The following is a 17,770-nucleotide window of genomic DNA, read 5'->3' as shown; positions in this document are numbered from 1 at the left end:
CAAAGGTAAAAATTACATTTTCAAATAAAACCCTATCAGCGTAATAATTTAACTTTTAAAAAGCTCAAAACCATATTGGGCATCGCACCAAAATTCATCTAACGCAATTAATCGCGGCTTAAAAAAGGAAATCAACGCTGGCCAATCTTCTTGTTTAAAAATACTCTTTCCCTCCATGGTTATATAAATCATACTGACGGATTTTCCATATTCATCTACGACTTCTAAATCCCAAGTCCAATCTTCTTCCAAAATACCCTTTAAAATATTGCGGTATTCTTCAAATTGTTCCCACATTAATTTACGCATGGATAGATCTTGGTGATTCCATTCAATTGCGATGATAGCGGTGCGCTTATCAGCTTCCATTTTAAAACGAAGATTTTTCACTCCAGTTCTATAATTCACCCAATTGATCTTTACTCCATCTGCTGATGTATGCAATGCCATATATTGGCCAAAACGAGTCCAAAAAGACTCCTTCAATTGCTTCACTTCTTCTCTTGAATACACGTATTAATTTTTAAAACAACGAAATTACTATTTTTATTCACATAATATACAAAACATTCCCCTCCCCTTGTCTGTTTTAATGGTATGTCGTTTATACAAACGATAAATGAATACAAACATAAATAACACGATAATGGATAAGAAAAAATCACTCTTTATACTCGCCGCTACTGCAGTTGCTACTTTGGCCTATAACGCATTCAAACCTATTAAATCTAAAGTAAAAGTTGTTGAACCCTTTGATATCGATCGTTATTTAGGTAGCTGGTATGAAATAGCTCGGCTCGATTTTAAGTGGGAAAAAGGACTGTCGCAGGTAACGGCAACCTACAGTAAGCATGAGGATGGAAGTATTCGGGTTAACAATCAAGGATTCCATAAGCAGAAAAATAAATGGAATCAATCCGTTGGTAAAGCAAAGTTTATAGATCTGCCAACGAGAGCAACATTAAAGGTCTCGTTTTTTGGTCCATTTTACAGTGGATACCATGTCGTAAAAATAGATAAAGATTATCAATATGCACTCGTATTTGGAGACACATTAGATTATATGTGGATATTATCCAGAGAAAAGGTCATACCAGAGGAGATAAAATTGGACTTTTTAAAATACGCTAGAAACTCTGGTTATGCGATAGAAAAACTCGTATGGACCCTGCAAGATTAATCAAAAATAGGTTTTAAAACACCATAGTCAAGAGTTGGGTCCTTTGCAAAGACGAGTGCCAGCTCTTCTCTATCTTCTTGGGTTATGGCACCACCAAGACCGACATTATATAATTCAAGCAGATACATGGAACCTTCTAGCTTATTTTCGTGATTTAAAATCGCGCTACCAACGTAGAAGTTCAGGACAGATACGGCATATTCGCCAAAAATATCAAATCCAAATCCGGCTTTTGTCACTACTGCATAACGCATATATTTCTCAAAATCAGATTTCAAAATTTCCTTAAGCTTTTGTTCCATACCCGCAAAAATGCAATATTATTGTGATATAAAAAAGGGGATAAAAACCTATTTATCCCCTTTTTATATTTCAGAAATCTTTACTATCGTACACTTATAGCTACGATACGATCTAATATACGTTCGGACTCTGGTGCATCAGCATCCGCTTTTGCAAATTCAGAACCATATCCCTCTGCTCCTATCACTTGACCACTTGGTCCCTTTCCTACTAGAAAGACTTTGACGACATCTGCACGATCTTGAGATAATTTTTTATTAAAATTTTCATTTCCTGTTTTATCAGTATATCCGCCTATTTTAATGGTTGCAGCTGGAAAGGCATGTAAAATTGCGGCTAAATTCGCCAACTGAATTTCACTTTCTGGTAATACTTTGGCAGTTCCTGTTTCGAAATTTAAATTATCAAAATTAAACCATTTATCTTTCAATTCTTCCTCACCTAATGCCTTATAATCTGTTTTTAAAAACTGAACCAGCTGATCTTCTATACCACCTTTATAAGCTTGTAATTTTACTCCATCGGGTAAGATGACCTCTAAGCTTTCCCGAACGACAGGGGTAACTGCGACAACAGTAATACTGGTATCTACAGCCGTTGTTTGCATGGTATCAACCACTGCTACTTGGTCTTTATCTCCTTTACATCCTCTACCAAATAAAAACCAGAGTATGGCAATAATAACAATTGGGATCAATAACTTCCATATACCGCCACCGCCAGACTGTGGATTTTCGGTATGTAAAGGATCTACTGTAGCCCCTACCGGAGGACGAGGAATAATGGGAACATGATCAATAGGTGGCACAATCGGCGGTACTACGGTCAACTCTTCCTCTCTTGATACAGCCTCGTCTGTTACATTTTCAGGATGTATGATTGCGGGGTCCTTATCTACAGGTACGGAAACCAACACGGCTTCAATAGACTTGTCATCGACTGTGGTATTCGCTGTAGGTGTAACCACTTCTCCAGAAGTAGTCACCGGAGATCCAAATGCTCCTAACCCCAAACCTGCAGGTAATGCGGCAGCAAAATTATGCTTATTTTCATCCAGCAATCGCGTGACAGCACTGGCATTCCAATTGGTTCCATTTTGTGTTAAACTTGAAAACACCGCGGGTAAAGAAAGGCTTAATAGTTTTTCAACTGTTGCGCCATTAGCGCCAATAGCACTTCCTAAAGTCGAAACAATCGTATCGAACTTACCACCAAAAATGGATTGTAATAGATCATTATGATGGGGCGAGATAGGCTCGGAATCCACCAAACCATTGATCCGTCCGGTTTCAGTATTCGTTTTTAAATAGTCATCAAATTTAAAGTCTCCGAAATATTGTTTCGCTTTCTCCAATATGGCATTCAATCCCGTTCCAGATTCTTTCTGTAATCCTAAAAAAAGCGATGGAACAATTGTTCCAATTGCTGATTTTACTTTTTCCTTATTTTCTCCCAAGGAATTACCAAGCTTAGATAAGGCCTCTTCGTTAAAAAATTCTTTAGCAGAATTTAAAAGATTAATTTCCATAATGTTCAAATTTTAGTTTATCTGTTTTCAGTTAGTTTCATTGCAGATAGATGTAGTATGCTGCAATGCTACCTTGTTGTAACAATTATCTTGCAAGAATTGTTTTAAGACCCAAGCTACTCCTAAAAAAAATAACGCTAAATAATAATTGACTTCAGTGGGTAGTAAATGATAAATACGCAATCGATTGTTTTGCTCTAGATATTTTATTTACGATAAAATATATTTACATTCATAGATAATAATTACCCAATTTCACTTTATCCTAAAAAATTGTTAACCGCAATTAAAGGATAATTTAACCAAGAAAATAAACTTAGATCATATATCTTAAAATGCGAATTATACTCTTATGCTTAGCCGCGTTACTATTTCAGTCAAGTCATCTTGCTGCTCAACGCCTTATTTATGCTAAAGATATTCCTTTAGAAAAAATACGTATCGTACCCGAAACCACATTAGGAGGGACTATTTCCGAACGAATCAGCGATTTGGAGTATATTCCTTTAAAAGGTAATAAAAACCAATTATTGGATAGAGCCTATAGCAGTGCCCTTACTAACGATCGGATAGCCATATTATCAGGAAAAGGCTATCTATACCTCTATAACTTAAAAGGAGATCTCATTAAGATTGTCGATGAAGTAGCTGGTATAAAAAAAACAAAGGAAGATTCTCACTTATTCCATCACATTATAGCAACAGAAAAAGGGTTTAGACTTTCTTACAATAAGATGAAAATAAATCTGGATCGAGATGGTAACCTGATCGATACCATATCGATCAACCACGATGATAGCTTTCAATATACCACAACCATCGGAAATTCTTCTTGGCATTATTCAGTTCCTGATTTTATTGGTAAAAAAGACATGGATACCAAGTCTCTAAGACGAGGTGATAGTACCATCGTCATCTATCAAAAAATGGATAGTACATTCCTGGCATTCTATTCATCCGGTTCATTAGGGTCACTTCAAAAGAACAATAAAGCCTATGCGAGTTTTACCTATAGTACGCAACTATTTGAACTGGATTCAATGGGAGTCTCAAAGATCTATCAGTTTATTTTTCCTTTAAAAAACACACCAAATCTAGATGAATTGACTAAAATAAAAGATTATATGCCTGCTATGCAGTATATGAATGCCCATCAAAGTATCATTACCGGTATTGGGGATGTCTTTCCTTACCAAAATTATTTGATCATTCAATTCCAGCAGAGCGGAAATTTAACATTAGCACTCGATCCTACGACCAAAGAAATCATAGGGCTTCAAAATATTATACCGGATAAGGACAATGACTATCTCGCTTTTTTGAACTATAATACCTTAGGTACAGATGGTGAATATTTATACTCGATCTTATTTCCAGAAGATATTCGACAGGCCATCGGGAAATCCATTGATGAACGTCATCCTGTAAGTGATCGCCTCAAAATGTTAGAAAAAGTCAATAATCCTATTTTTGTACGTTTCAAATTGCGATAACCCTTATGTCATATACCTTTATCCGCTATATCCTAATCACGCTATGTTGTATAGGCACGCTAAATGCACAAACGAAAATTCAAGGCATAGCAATCGATACGTTATACAAAAATATATTACGTTCTGCTTCTGTTTCGATCTACGAGAAAGGGAAAGAGTCTGTCGAAAAAGTAACCTTAACTGATGCTTATGGTAAATTTGTCGTAAATGACCTTACAGCGAATAAACCCTATCTGTTAGAACTGCGGTATCAAGGATTTCAAAAATTCTTACAGGAGTTTATGCTTAGCAAAAATGAGGAGAAGGACTTTGGCAAAATCCACATGGCGTTTGTAGAAAATCAGCTCGAAGAGGTCGAAGTCATTCCGCCGGTACGTATGAATGGAGATACCTTGGAGTTTAATGCCGATGCATTCCAATTGGACAGCAATGCGGTAGTCGAAGATTTACTTCGAAAGCTGCCTGGTGTAGTGGTTTGGGGAGATGGTAGTCTAACCTACAACGGACGTGAGATACCCAATGTATTGGTGAATGGAAAAGAGTTTTTTGGAAGTGATAAAGCCATTGTATTGCAGAACCTTTCAAAAGATGCGGTTAAAAAATTACAAGTCTACGATAAGCGTAATGAGAAAGAAAAAAAAGAGAATCCGCATGATGTAAAATATGAAATGAACGTAGCATTGAAAAAAGGTAAGGAAAATATGTATTTTGGAAATGCTTCCGTAGGATTAGGTACTACCAAACGTTATCAACAACATGCTAATTTCAATCTTGCAAAAAATAAATCACAATTTACTTTGGGCTACTCTGGAAATAATAGCAACAAGAACCTGCAGAATATGGATCAGCTATTAAGAAACACCAGCTTTAAAGGTGTCGGTATCAATGCTGATTTTGATTCGGACTTTCTAAGTACTGGTATCAATAACCAACATGTTTTGGGGTCAAGATATCAATATGATATCATCGGAACCAATGAAGTAAACCGGAAGCACAATATTATCGGAAACGTACTATCACGTTGGGACCACATCCGCACCGAAAGCCACTCGACGACCACACTCCTCTCCGAGGAACATAATAATAATACACGTACCAATAATAATCAGAATGAGAACCACCGTCAAAACCAACAGATGGACCTTCGGTACACCAATACAGGAGGAAAAATAAAAGAACGACAGAACAGCTTTACTGCCAATATAAATGCTTACCATCAAAAAAATCAAGACGAATCCGATGATATAACACAATACAATTATGAGGGCAATCATGCTGAAAACACAGCTAATAACAATTCTAACAATCAAATCAGACGACTTAATTTCAGCTCTAAGCTGGATGTCTATGGTGTCAATTCAAGTCCCAACATGCGGATGACTTCCAAAGGGGATAAATCCTTCTGGCAACTGATAACCTACGGAGTACTAATCAATAGCGACATCAGCCAACAAAACAATAGAAATGAACGTAAGAGCACCTATATCAATTACGATAATGACAGTCTCAATCGCAATGATCACCGTTTTTACGACAATAAGTTAGATCAGCAAACGCACGATATACAGCTCACGGCAAACTACAATGATTGGCGAATAACGCAAAAAATAAGCTATTACCATACCAATACCGACAATGATGTTAAGAACCTTATTGGGAACCAATTCGAACAAAATACTGACCTCAGTCACATCAGCACTTTTAATCGCGTACAATATATGCCTGCTATCCATTACTCTAAAAACATAGGATACACCAACATGGATGGCAGATATAGTAATTCAACAAATCTTAATATGAGCCTTGGCAGCCGCTTCCATAACGAAAAAAATAGTTCGTCGTTGGATTACCGTAATCTTGAGCAGCATTTTGGGACATTCATACCAAAAATTGGAATTAATAATTACTATACTAAAAATGGAAAATATTATATGTCTAGTGCACTAAATTTTGAATATGATGAAGAGTATCCCAATTTAGACCGATTGCGTCCAATCTATGATAATAGCCATGTCGCGTTCCGTTATTTTGGAGCAGAACATCTCAATAAAACTAGCCGCAGTCGCATTACGCTGAGCAATAATTATAATGAGCAGCGTCAACATGGATATTCCGGTAGTGTAAGTTTAGGCCTTACACTATATAAAAACGGATTAACCGACAGCATTGTTTATGTACCAGGACAGCAGCAGAACTATGTCACGCAGATAACGGATCTGATGAAGCTCTATTATTTTTCAGGGAATTTGGATAAATCCTATTTAATAGGTAAAAATCAAACCTTGAATATGCAATTTCGCGGTAATCTCAACTGGGGTAATAAGTTTCAATACATGGACCAAGAAAAACAAGAGATGCTCCATAATGCACAAAATATAGAATTAGAGAGCTATTATACTCTTGTGGATCGATATCAGATTGGTTGGACAAATGGTTGGAACCGTTATAGCAGATATAATAAATTAGGGAATAGTAACAATGATTATGTTTCCAATTATTGGAGCTCAGGTCTCAGCATGAGTTATTCCTTGACTAAACGTTGGCAGATAAACAGCAATGCTACAAGCCGTCTATCCACATCTGGAACCTACAAAGACCATGCACTGATCTGGAATGCCAATACAAGCTATCGAATGATGAAGGGTAATAATTTAGAGGTAAAATTGGCAGCCTATGATTTACTACAGGAAAATAAAGGATTGTATCTGTTTAATGGACCTACGGAATTTACACAGGGTTATCGCAACAATTTGACACAATATTTTATGCTTTCTTTAAGTTATTTTCCACGTAAGTTTGGATTCTAGTATCTTGACGGTGTCGTCTAGCTCCTATTTTCAAAAACTTAACATTAAACAAATATGGGTTTATTATATTAGCCCTTTTAATACATAACATAATTTAAATACCTATACTAACACAACATTACTCATGATCAAGCGTACAGTTGCAACAACTATTTTCTACTTAGCGTCGCTATCCATTTTATTCGCCCAAAATAAACCCAAGTATATATTTTATATGATCGGTGATGGTATGGGGCTGAATCAAGTCAATTCCACCGAAGTTTATCTTGCAGATCTAGAAAATAGAATCGGATTGAAACCTTTGGTTTTTTCACAATTCCCTGTAGCCACTTTTGCATCAACTTACTCCCTTTCTAACGGCATTACAGATTCTGCTGCAGGAGGAACTGCACTAGCAGTAGGTTCCAAAACAAAAAACGGTGTCATTGGGATGGACTCAACACAAACAATAGCTTTGAAAAGTATTGCATATGCAGCGAAAGAAAAAGGAATGAAAGTTGGAATCACCACGAGTGTGAGTATTGACCATGCTACTCCAGCTTCTTTCTACGCACACCAAACCAGCAGAAATAAATATTATGAAATAGCGACAGACATTCCTAAATCAAACTTCGACTTTTTTGCTGGTTCAGGATTTTTAAAGCATGACACCAATGCTGCGAAGGAAGCTGTCACTCCTATTTTCTCCTTATTTGAGAAATCGGGATATACACTTGCTTTTGGAAAATCGGACTATGATAGCGTAAAAGGCAAAGCGGATAAGATTATATTCATGAACAATAAAAACACAGATCCTGAATCCCTAAAATTTGCGATTGATCAAAAAGATGGAGACTTGAATTTGAAACAAATAACAGAAGTTGCTATTGAATCGCTTACGAAAAATAATGACAATGGATTTTTCTTGATGGTAGAAGGTGGTAAGATCGATTGGTCTAGCCATAGTAATGATGCTGCAACTACGCTACACGAGGTGGTAGACTTCAACAGCTCTGTGCAAGTCGCTTATGATTTCTATTTAAAACATCCTGAAGAAACATTGATCATCATTACTGCTGATCACGAAACAGGTGGTATGACCTTGGGTACTGGAAGCAGTAATCTCAATTTTAAAATTTTAGCGAACCAAAAAGTTTCTCAAGCTGAGCTTTCAAAAATAATTTCGAAAGTGAGAGTGGAACAACCAAAAGCAACTTGGGAAGAAATCAAACATATACTATCGGAAAATCTTGGTCTATGGTCAAAAGTAAAGATCAATGAGGCTCAAGAAAAAGCGATTTTTCAAGCTTACGAGAATAGCTTTATAAAACATGTGAATGCCACAGAAAAAAGTCTTTATGCTAGTGATGAGAAACTTGTTGCATTAGCTGTAAAAACGTTAAATGAAGTGGCTAATATATCATGGGCTTCGGGCAACCATTCGGCAGGATATGTTCCAATTTATGCGATTGGAGCAGGTTCGGAATTATTTACGCATAAAATGGAAAACACAGATATTCCTAAAAAGATTGCGCAAGCAGCAGCTTTAAGTTTATAATTGCCGATAAATAATTCAATAAAAAAGCTATCCTTTTTAAAAAGGATAGCTTTTTTTATGTCTATTTCTCTATTTTTGATTATCCTTTTGCAGTTGTTTTTTCTCACTTTTAATATTAAGAAATTCGACTAAAACTGAAAAAGCCATCGCAAAATAGATGTATCCTTTTGGGATAGTCTGATCAAAAGCTTCGGCTGTCAACGACACTCCAATCAACAATAGGAATGATAGTGCCAACATTTTGACCGATGGATAGTCATTAACAAATTTGCTGATCTGTTCTGCGGACAATAACATAATCAGTACTGCAATAATAACTGCTGCAACCATAACACCAATTTGATCGACCATACCAACAGCTGTTATGACTGAATCTAATGAGAATACAATATCTAAAATCAAGATTTGAAAGAGTGTCCCAATAAAAGTAACTCCCTTTTTGATGGTCTTTTGTTCTTCCGTATGTCCATCCATTTTATGATGAATTTCTGTTGTACTTTTATATATCAAAAATAAACCCCCAATAAATAGAATCAAATCTCTACCCGATAATTCTAAGTAACGGGACCAATCTGGATTATCAATTCCAAAAGTAGTTGCAAAATTAATAAATGGCTCTGTCAAAGACATGATCCATTTGATTGAAAATAGTAATAAAACACGAGTTACTAAAGCCAAAAGTAAACCTAACTGACGCGCCTTTTTTTGCTGTTCAGCAGGTAATTTACCACTCAGTATGGAGATAAACACAATGTTATCTATTCCGAGTACAACTTCTAAAACTGTCAATGTCAGTAGTGAAATCCAAATTTGTGGGTCCGAGATCCATTCCATAAAAATTTATTGGGTTTTTAAATTAATTATAATGTGCTAATGAAAAAATATTCGGACTAAAGCGAGTTAACCGTCCTTGGCTATTTAGAAAATCTAAACTGATGACAAAGCAGTATCCTGCAACTTCACCACCCAATTTTTCAATTAATTTACTTGCAGCGACTACGGTACCACCTGTCGCTAATAAATCATCATGAATCAATATTTTACTCCCTTTAGGGAAAGCATCTTCATGCATTTCAATAGTAGCTTGCCCATATTCGAGGGCATAAGATTCTGAAATCGTATGAAAAGGTAATTTCCCTTGCTTGCGTATAGGTATAAAAGGCACCTGCAAGCGACTCGCTAGCATCATGCCAAATAGAAAACCTCTACTTTCGATACCGGCAACCGCATCCAATTCACAATCTTTTATCTGCTCTACAAATGCATCTACCATTTCTAAACAGAGTTTTGCATCTTGCAATAACGGTGTTATATCTTTAAAAACAATTCCAGGTTTTGGAAAATCATATACATCACGAACAACACGTTTTAATTTTTCTTCTAGCATCATTTAAAATGTTAAATATGGTGCAAGTTTACGCAAAAAATCATCATCTAATAGGAGGACCTTTCTTAAATCTTCCATGTTTTGAAAGTGTCCATGCTGAATTCGATAATTGACTATCGCTGTACCTTGCTTGTAATTAATATAGGGATGTTTGGCCAAAGACTTAACATCCAAATCATTGATATTAAGTTTATAAATCATCGGATCTGAACTGATTTTTAAATAAGGAAATATAGCTTCGTAAGTCTCTAATGGAAGTCCATATATTTCCTTTATTTGCTGTACCGTTACAAAACCACCTAGTGATTTTCGATAGCTAACAATACGATTTGCAAAAACCGAGCCTATACCGCGAAGTTTAATAAACGCTGTCGTATCTGCAAGATTAACATCAATAATTGGAGGAGGCAATCTAAACTCCTTTTGCGCTACTTTTTGTACAGTCTGATATTCTTGTTTCTCTTCCTCTTGTTTATAAGCAGAAACCTGTTCTATCACAATAAAATCTTGGAGACGTTTAAATTCATCTGGCGAAATGGAGTAGATTTTTGCCAAATCTTCTTTCTTGTAAAACTGACCACCCTTATTTCTATAATTCAGAATAACACGCACCTGTTTGTCTGACAATCCCAACCTTTTCCAGTCATCCTCATCCAAGCGATTGGGGTCGAAAGGAAACAATTTTGCTGCTGTTTTTAATTGATTTGAAGCGGAGCCTTTGCTATTTGCCCATTCACCAGATGTCCGCTGATAATGCCTTGAGTTGACACCACTTGTATCTTCCGTAAAATCTCGAATTTCAAAGGAGTCAAAATCAGTGGGATGCAAGAAGTTATAAAAATATGGAAAACTGATGAACACCAAAATCATCAGGAACAAGACAAAAAAACCGTTCTGTTCAGTTCGGGATAAATTAAAATATTTAAAAAAATTCCGTAACACAATGATTTAGTTTTCATTAAGTTACGGAATTTTTAATTAAACACAACCATTTTGTTATGTTTCAAACCTTAAATAAAGGTTTTAAGTACTATAGACTATTTTTATCTACTTTCTCGACTTTACTATCGTCCTTCAATGTTTTGGAAATCGCATCAAATGGTCTAGATACAATCTCATCTCCTTTTTTAAGACCTGATAAAATTATAATATTCTTATCATCCTGAATACCGGTCTTTACAACAGTTTGTTTAACCAAGCCATTATTAAGTACGAAAACGTATTCTTTAAGACTATCATTGCTTAAGCTATCTGCTCCAACACCATTTCTGATGGTTACAGATTGAATTGGGATTGCTATGCCTTTCTGATGACGTGTAAAGATCTGCACCGTCGCTGACAAACCTGGTTTAAAAGGCGAAACATGAGTTTCCTTTAATAGATCCTCATAGGAGCTCAATTGGATACGTACTTTTACATTAAAGTTTGTCACTTGTTCTGTAGAAGAACCTGCAGTAACCGTTGCTATATTTTTGGATGAAGAAGCAATTTCGGTTACGATACCCTTAAACTTGCGATCTTGGTAAGCGTCTACTTCAATTTCTGCTTCATTTCCTACACGAACGCGATTGATGTCATTTTCATTCACATCAACATTCACTTCCATAACTTCCATATTGGCAATACGCATAATTTCTGTTCCAGCCATCTGGGCAGTTCCTACAACACGCTCTCCCAATTCGATAGATAAAAGAGATACGACACCATCACTTGGAGAATATATTGTCGTTCGGTCTAAGTTATCCTTCGCTTCTTTTACTGTCGCTTGCGACTGGTCGATTCCATATTTAGTAGAAAGTACCGTTTGCTTCTGCGCTTCAATAGCTGCTAGAGTCGAGTAATACTCTGAAGAACTTTTATCCATTTCAGCAGCAGATATCACCCTTTTATTGAACAATTCTTGATTTCTTTTAAAAGTTGCCTCCACATTACTAAAATTTGCCTGTTGCTGCTTCAATTGTTGTTGGGCAGCTGCTAGATTAGCTCTTTGTGAATTTAACGTTGCAATAGAACGATCGTATCCCGATTGTAAGATATCAGGTTTAATACGACATAAAACTTGTCCTTTTTTAACGATATCGCCTTCCTTGATATTCAATTCAACGACCTCTCCCGAAACCTCAGAACTTAATTTAACTTCAAATTCCGGTTGAATCTTACCACTTGCAGAAACCAACTCATTGATTTCCATCTCTTTTGCGGTATCCACAGCAACTTTGATGACATCCCCTTTTCCGAACCATCCTAATTTGCTGCCAACTAAAACCAATACTAATATAACTACAGCACTTATTAATATGATCTTTGTTAATTTACTTTTCTTTTTAGCCATTTCAAATTTTCGTTAAGGAGTTAATTGACATCAAATTTAATCGGATTTCCAACATAATAATCTATTATTTTATCTTTAAAGATCATATTATATTTTGCTTGAATCAAATCAAATTCAGCTTTATTTCTATTTGTTTGAGCAGTAAATAGTTCAATACCGTTAGCCATTCCAATGTCGTAGCGTTCTTTGATGACCTGAAAGGCATCTGTTGCGCTGCTAAAAGCAGCTAAGCTCGATTGATATCGCTGCGCTGCAGCAGATAAGTCCAGAACAGCTTGATTGACGGTTTTATTTAAAGTTGTTTCCAAAAGCTGCTCATTGGTCTCTGCCAATTGTAGGTTAATCTTCGCTTTTGATACATTAACCTTGTTTTTATTATTGTCAAAAATAGGGATCGATAAGGACAGACCAGCACCAAACGATTTATTTTTGTTCACCTGGTCTCCAAAAGGAATAACAGTTTGAGTAACTAGGTCATATGCCTTTGAAGAATAATTAGACCCATAACTAACACCCAAAGAAAGAGTTGGTAAATAACCTCCTTTTGCAATAGCAATCTGTTTTAATGCGGCTTGTTTATCCAATTGTGCCTTTTTCAGTTCGGGATTAAAACTTTTAGCTTTATCAAAAACGGTTTCAGCAGTATATTGTTCTAATACCTGATCGATTGCTTCTACTTGTGGTTTCACCAATTGCAGATCGGTCTGAGGAGATAGCTCCATCAATTGCTTAAGGGCTAACAAAGAAGACTCATAAGCATTTTTTGCATTAACAAGATTAAGTTGATCTGTAGCAACTTGGTTTTTAGATTGGGATAGATCGGCCAAAGTCTTATTTCCAACTTCGAATTGAATAGAATCATTTTTCACTTGCTCCTTAGACAATAAGATTTGTTGCTCACTTGCAATCGTCATCTCCTTGTTGGTGATTGCTTCTAAATAATTGACCAAAACGGAAAGCATCAGGTCGTACTTGATCTTTTCTATTTGTGTTGCTGCCGATTCCAATAATAATTTATTGGCTTTAATTTGATTGACTTTTTGTAAACCTTGGAAAATGGTTACGTTTGAACTCAATGAGCCACTTGAAGTAGTAGTCCAGTCATTACCCGTAAGTACCTTTCCTGCTACTTGGTCAAATGCAAATCCATTATTATATCGTTGATTGACACTGATGCCTAAATCAGGATATAGATTGGACTTCGCTTGGAACACATCTTGTGCAGCGAGGTCTTTATTCAATGTTGCCTGCTTTACTTGCAGGTTTCTCTCCAAAGTAACTCGTATTGCCTCTTCTACGGTTACCTTCCCCTGTCCAAAACTCGCATAGCCCATCATGGAAAACATGATGGCCATTAGAGCCATTTTTTTATAATTTTTTCTATCGTCCATAGTAAGAACTTAATAGTTTTAATACATTTGTTAAAATGTAATGTATGTATCTTGTTAAAGCACCTTTCTTTCTTAAACTGTTTTATCCAAAATCAATTTGGAATAAATCTAGGAAAGAAAACAAAATTTATCTCACATTTGATGATGGACCTATTCCAGAACTCACTCCTTTTGTTTTAGATACACTAAAGGAATACAACATCAAGGCGACTTTTTTTTGCGTAGGTGAAAATATTAAAAAAAATCCACATTTGTTTGAAAGAATTTTGGAAGAAGGGCATCAAGTGGGTAATCACACCTATAATCATCTGAAAGGCTGGATAACTACAGATGAAGAATATTTAGAAAATATTGAAAAATGCCAACATTTAACCAAAAGTAAGCTGTTTCGTCCTCCTTATGGTAGGGCAAAAAAGTCACAACTGAAAACTTTGTATCCAAATTACGAAATCATCATGTGGGATGTCCTTACCGGTGATTTCGACCTATCTTTGAGTCCTGAAAAATGTTACAAGAATACAATTGAAAACACCGAAAATGGTTCCATCATTGTCTTTCATGATAATATAAAGGCAATCCCACGTGTAACATACGCACTTCCAAAAGCCATAGTATACCTTCTCGCTAAAAACTATCGTTTTGAAGTACTATAATTTTCGCTTTTCTGCTACATCTAGGTGGTAATACTGTGCACTACTGACGCTAAAATACCCCAAAGCTCCATTGGAAATATTAGAAATTGGATTAAAAGGTGCTGCTGATCCTGGATTTTGACCCTGAATATTGGACCAATACGTGTACACATCTTTTGCGATACACTGCCTTAATATCTGAATCCGATCCCCAACTTTTAAATCATTGTCTTCATTTGTTATTTCATGTTCAACGAGTAAACCGTCATTAAACTTGTCACTAAAGACGTCACTGAATTTAAATTCTTCGTCATTTAACTTCAATTTGTATTTATAATAATTCTCTTCCCCTACAGGATCGACAAAGCTCAATGTTGCATATATATACTCTTCATCAAATCTTTTTTTACGAAGGAGGCCAATAGAGTCGACATTGACAAAAACGGGCATTTTACACGTTGCTTCAAATGCTTCACCATCGGACATTTCAATATGAAGAGCATAAGAGTCGCCTTCATTTAAAGTCATTTTATCGATAGTGTAGCTCCCATCACCTCCATCTACAAATTTATAGGATCGTCCACTCGTCGTATTTTCTACCAATACATGTGCTCCTAGTACAGGGTTTTTAGTTGTATTGTTAGAAAAATCAACAGCTTTATTGATTTGAATCGTTTGCGATGGATTGGCATTATGTAAGTCGGCTACGATGACATACTTCTCTTCAATAGAGCCCAATTCAAGATCGATCTTATCCTCGCAAGAACCTAGGAATAAAATCATGAATAGGGAGATATAATTTAAAAATAATTTCATTTTCATTATTAAAATTTAAAATTCCAAGTGACAGAAGGAATGATTCCAAACAAAGCGATCCGATAAGCTTCCGTAATATTAGGGTTATCTTCATTTTCTTTGAAATCAATTAAGTAGGCATTTTTCCGATTATAGGCATTGTACAGTCCAAATGACCAAGAAGAAGAGTAGCGTTTGTTTAACTTCGCTCCTGGATCATATGTTGCTGACACATCCAGACGATGATAGTTGGGCATACGATAACGATTACGATCCGTATAATAAAATAATGTCTTGCCATCCACTTGATATTTTCCTGATGGAAAAGTAACCGCATCGCCCGTATAGTACACAAATGTTCCCCCTAAGGTCCACTTATTTGTCAATTTATACATCGCTACCAAAGATACATTATGCGTCTTATCTTGTCTTGCATTAAACCATTCTCCGGCATTGATCTGATCGAATTGACGCTCGCTTTTTGATAAGGTATAACTTAACCACCCGGTCAATTTTCCCTTATTTTTCTTCAAAAACCATTCAACACCATAAGCCCTGCCTTTACCAAATAAAAGTTCACCATCTAGCATTTCATTTGCTTGTAGGTCTGCACCATTTTTAAAGTCTATCTGATTTTGTAAATCTTTATAATAGGTCTCTACAGAAGCTTCATACTTTGCGTCCTGAAAATTTTGAAAGTAACCTAAGGAGACTTGACTGGCCAACTGGGGCTTGATATTATTTGAACTCAATACAAACTGGTCCGTAGGAAGACTGGATGTGGTATTGGTCAATTGATGTAAATTTTGCGAATTACGATTAAACGAAGCTTTTACACTCTGCATATCATTAAACATATAGTTCAAAGATAGACGTGGTTCGAAGGTCAGATAATTTTTAATTACTTTATTTTTACCATACAATATTTTTTCAATCGGATTACCTGCCGCATCAAAACTATAGATCGTGCCTGGCCCCAACATACTATACTGATTTACCCTTAAGCCATATAAAGCTTTGAATTTATCCGACAACGTCCATTCATCTGAGACATATACTGCTGTTTCTAAACCTTTGCGTGGTTCAATCTCAATGGTATTTACTGCTGACCCATCTCCTCCATATAGACTTGCAGGCCGAATAGTCTGCATGGAAGTTTGAAGACCAAAACGAATCTGATGATCATTATTCGGATAATATTGAAAGTCCTGCTTCAGATTGATGTTTTCGATTTTAGAGGTAATCTTAAAATTTGAGTTATCTTCTATATTGACATTATAATTAAAATCACTGTAAATAAAGGTCGTGTTGCTAAACAATTTATTGTTCCATACATGATTCCATCGAACAGTCCCAGTGGCATTCCCCCAATTGAAATCGAAAAGATTGCTATAGGCCATGGCATCTTTCCCAAAATATCCAGACAAGAACAAGGAGTTTTTATTATTAAAGCGGTAGTTTACTTTTGCATTGAGATCATAAAAGAACAGTTTACTTTGGTTGACATCTTCATCTTTAGAAAGTTTCAAGAACAGATCGGCATAAGTTCTACGGCCACTGATCATAAAGGAACCTTTGTCTTTTACAATAGGTCCTTCAACTTTAAGGCGCGAAGCAATCAGACCGACACCACCTTCAACGCCGAATTCCTTATTGTTACCATCGATCATACTGATATCCATAACAGAAGATACTTTTCCTCCAAAATAGGCTGGCATCCCTCCTTTATAAAAATTAACATCCTTGATGGCATCGGAATTAAACGTAGAGAAAAAACCAAAAAGATGGGAGGCGTTATATACAGCAGCTTCATCCAACAAAATCAAGTTTTGATCCCCACCACCACCGCGTACATAAAATGAACTACTTCCCTCACCTCCACTGGTCACTCCTGGTAATAATTGGATTGTTTTCAACACGTCTTGTTCACCAAATACAACAGGAATATTTTTAATGTCTTTAATTTCCAATTTAACTAAACCTGTCTGCACTCCTGAGACATTTCCAACTTTTCTTCTTCCGGATACCACGACCTCTTCCAACTTATTTCCACTTGGCGTCATTTCGACGTTCAAAACGCTATCTCGGCTTATGGTTACATCGAATATCTGTTCATCAAAACCGACATAAGAGATTGCAAAGGATTGCTTGCCTTCAGGCAATTGGATAGAGAAAAAACCATAATTATTTGTTCTTGCGATTTGACTTGAGTTTAAATCACGTACAACTGCTCCTACCAGCGTTTCACCGTTTGCACCATTCTTGATATAACCAGAATATTGAAACTTACTTTGCGCGAAAGTTTGATTTAAAATAAAGAGAAAGCAGGCTAAAAGGATAGGGATAAGCTTAAGTAATCGACGCATTTTTCTAATTTAGTAATTT

15 protein-coding genes are annotated in these 17,770 nt (G+C 36.0%); 5 read left to right on the top strand and 10 right to left on the bottom strand.

Annotated elements, in window-relative coordinates; genetic code table 11:
• Positions 1–48: 48 nt before the first annotated feature.
• A complete protein-coding gene (locus KO02_RS07260; protein ID WP_038697113.1) occupies positions 49–513 on the bottom strand; it encodes a DUF4268 domain-containing protein in 465 nt (154 codons plus the stop codon).
• Positions 514–619: 106 nt separating this feature from the next.
• On the opposite strand from KO02_RS07260, the gene KO02_RS07255 reads away from it, so the two are divergent.
• Positions 620–1,180 (top strand): lipocalin family protein, encoded by a 561-nt coding sequence (locus tag KO02_RS07255; protein WP_235212361.1) that lies wholly within the window; start codon positions 620–622, stop codon positions 1,178–1,180.
• Here the strand turns inward: KO02_RS07255 and KO02_RS07250 are convergent.
• Positions 1,177–1,482: a hypothetical protein gene (locus KO02_RS07250; RefSeq protein WP_235212360.1), complete on the bottom strand. Its 306-nt coding sequence runs from the start codon at positions 1,480–1,482 to the stop codon at positions 1,177–1,179. The genes KO02_RS07255 and KO02_RS07250 overlap by 4 nt on opposite strands.
• 83 nt (positions 1,483–1,565) lie before the next feature.
• Positions 1,566–3,011 (bottom strand): OmpA family protein, encoded by a 1,446-nt coding sequence (locus KO02_RS07245; RefSeq protein WP_038697112.1) that lies wholly within the window; start codon positions 3,009–3,011, stop codon positions 1,566–1,568.
• A gap of 335 nt (positions 3,012–3,346) precedes the next feature.
• On the opposite strand from KO02_RS07245, the gene KO02_RS07240 reads away from it, so the two are divergent.
• From KO02_RS07240 to KO02_RS07230, 3 genes are all read left to right on the top strand, one after another.
• Entirely contained in the window at positions 3,347–4,504 is a 1,158-nt protein-coding gene (locus tag KO02_RS07240; RefSeq protein ID WP_038697110.1) for a hypothetical protein, read from the top strand.
• Positions 4,505–4,509: 5 nt separating this feature from the next.
• Complete coding sequence (locus tag KO02_RS07235) at positions 4,510–7,311, top strand: hypothetical protein (RefSeq protein WP_038697108.1); 2,802 nt, start codon at positions 4,510–4,512, stop codon at positions 7,309–7,311.
• A gap of 124 nt (positions 7,312–7,435) precedes the next feature.
• Positions 7,436–8,848 carry an alkaline phosphatase gene (locus KO02_RS07230; RefSeq protein WP_144243272.1) on the top strand — a complete coding sequence of 471 codons (1,413 nt, stop codon included), beginning with the start codon at positions 7,436–7,438 and terminating at the stop codon, positions 8,846–8,848.
• Positions 8,849–8,917: 69 nt separating this feature from the next.
• Here KO02_RS07230 and KO02_RS07225 read toward each other — a convergent pair whose 3' ends face one another.
• The 5 genes from KO02_RS07225 to KO02_RS07205 form a co-directional block, all read right to left on the bottom strand.
• The gene (locus KO02_RS07225; protein ID WP_038697106.1) at positions 8,918–9,682 is read right to left on the bottom strand and encodes a TerC family protein; all 765 of its coding nucleotides are present in this window, start codon (positions 9,680–9,682) and stop codon (positions 8,918–8,920) included.
• Between the two features lie 22 nt (positions 9,683–9,704).
• Entirely contained in the window at positions 9,705–10,235 is a 531-nt protein-coding gene (locus tag KO02_RS07220) for an adenine phosphoribosyltransferase (protein ID WP_038702276.1), read from the bottom strand.
• A 3-nt stretch (positions 10,236–10,238) separates the two neighbouring features.
• On the bottom strand, positions 10,239–11,177 hold the full coding sequence (locus KO02_RS07215; protein ID WP_038697104.1) for a ComEA family DNA-binding protein: 939 nt from the start codon (positions 11,175–11,177) through the stop codon (positions 10,239–10,241).
• An 88-nt stretch (positions 11,178–11,265) separates the two neighbouring features.
• On the bottom strand, positions 11,266–12,567 hold the full coding sequence (locus KO02_RS07210) for an efflux RND transporter periplasmic adaptor subunit (RefSeq protein WP_038697102.1): 1,302 nt from the start codon (positions 12,565–12,567) through the stop codon (positions 11,266–11,268).
• A gap of 20 nt (positions 12,568–12,587) precedes the next feature.
• Complete coding sequence (locus tag KO02_RS07205; protein ID WP_038697100.1) at positions 12,588–13,958, bottom strand: TolC family protein; 1,371 nt, start codon at positions 13,956–13,958, stop codon at positions 12,588–12,590.
• Between the two features lie 44 nt (positions 13,959–14,002).
• On the opposite strand from KO02_RS07205, the gene KO02_RS07200 reads away from it, so the two are divergent.
• The gene (locus tag KO02_RS07200) at positions 14,003–14,611 is read left to right on the top strand and encodes a polysaccharide deacetylase family protein (protein WP_038697098.1); all 609 of its coding nucleotides are present in this window, start codon (positions 14,003–14,005) and stop codon (positions 14,609–14,611) included.
• Here the strand turns inward: KO02_RS07200 and KO02_RS07195 are convergent.
• Positions 14,606–15,406, bottom strand: coding sequence for a DUF4249 domain-containing protein (locus KO02_RS07195; RefSeq protein ID WP_038702274.1), 801 nt, complete (start codon positions 15,404–15,406; stop codon positions 14,606–14,608). The two genes, KO02_RS07200 and KO02_RS07195, sit on opposite strands and share 6 nt — an antisense overlap.
• A gap of 8 nt (positions 15,407–15,414) precedes the next feature.
• Positions 15,415–17,751: a TonB-dependent receptor domain-containing protein gene (locus tag KO02_RS07190; RefSeq protein WP_038697096.1), complete on the bottom strand. Its 2,337-nt coding sequence runs from the start codon at positions 17,749–17,751 to the stop codon at positions 15,415–15,417.
• Between the last annotated feature and the right edge of the window lie 19 nt (positions 17,752–17,770).

The sequence above is a fragment of the Sphingobacterium sp. ML3W genome (assembly GCF_000747525.1).
In the GTDB taxonomy this organism is placed as follows: Bacteria; Bacteroidota; Bacteroidia; order Sphingobacteriales; family Sphingobacteriaceae; genus Sphingobacterium.
The sequence above is the reverse complement of the archived record's forward strand: the minus strand, read 5'-3'. Positions and strand labels throughout refer to the sequence as shown.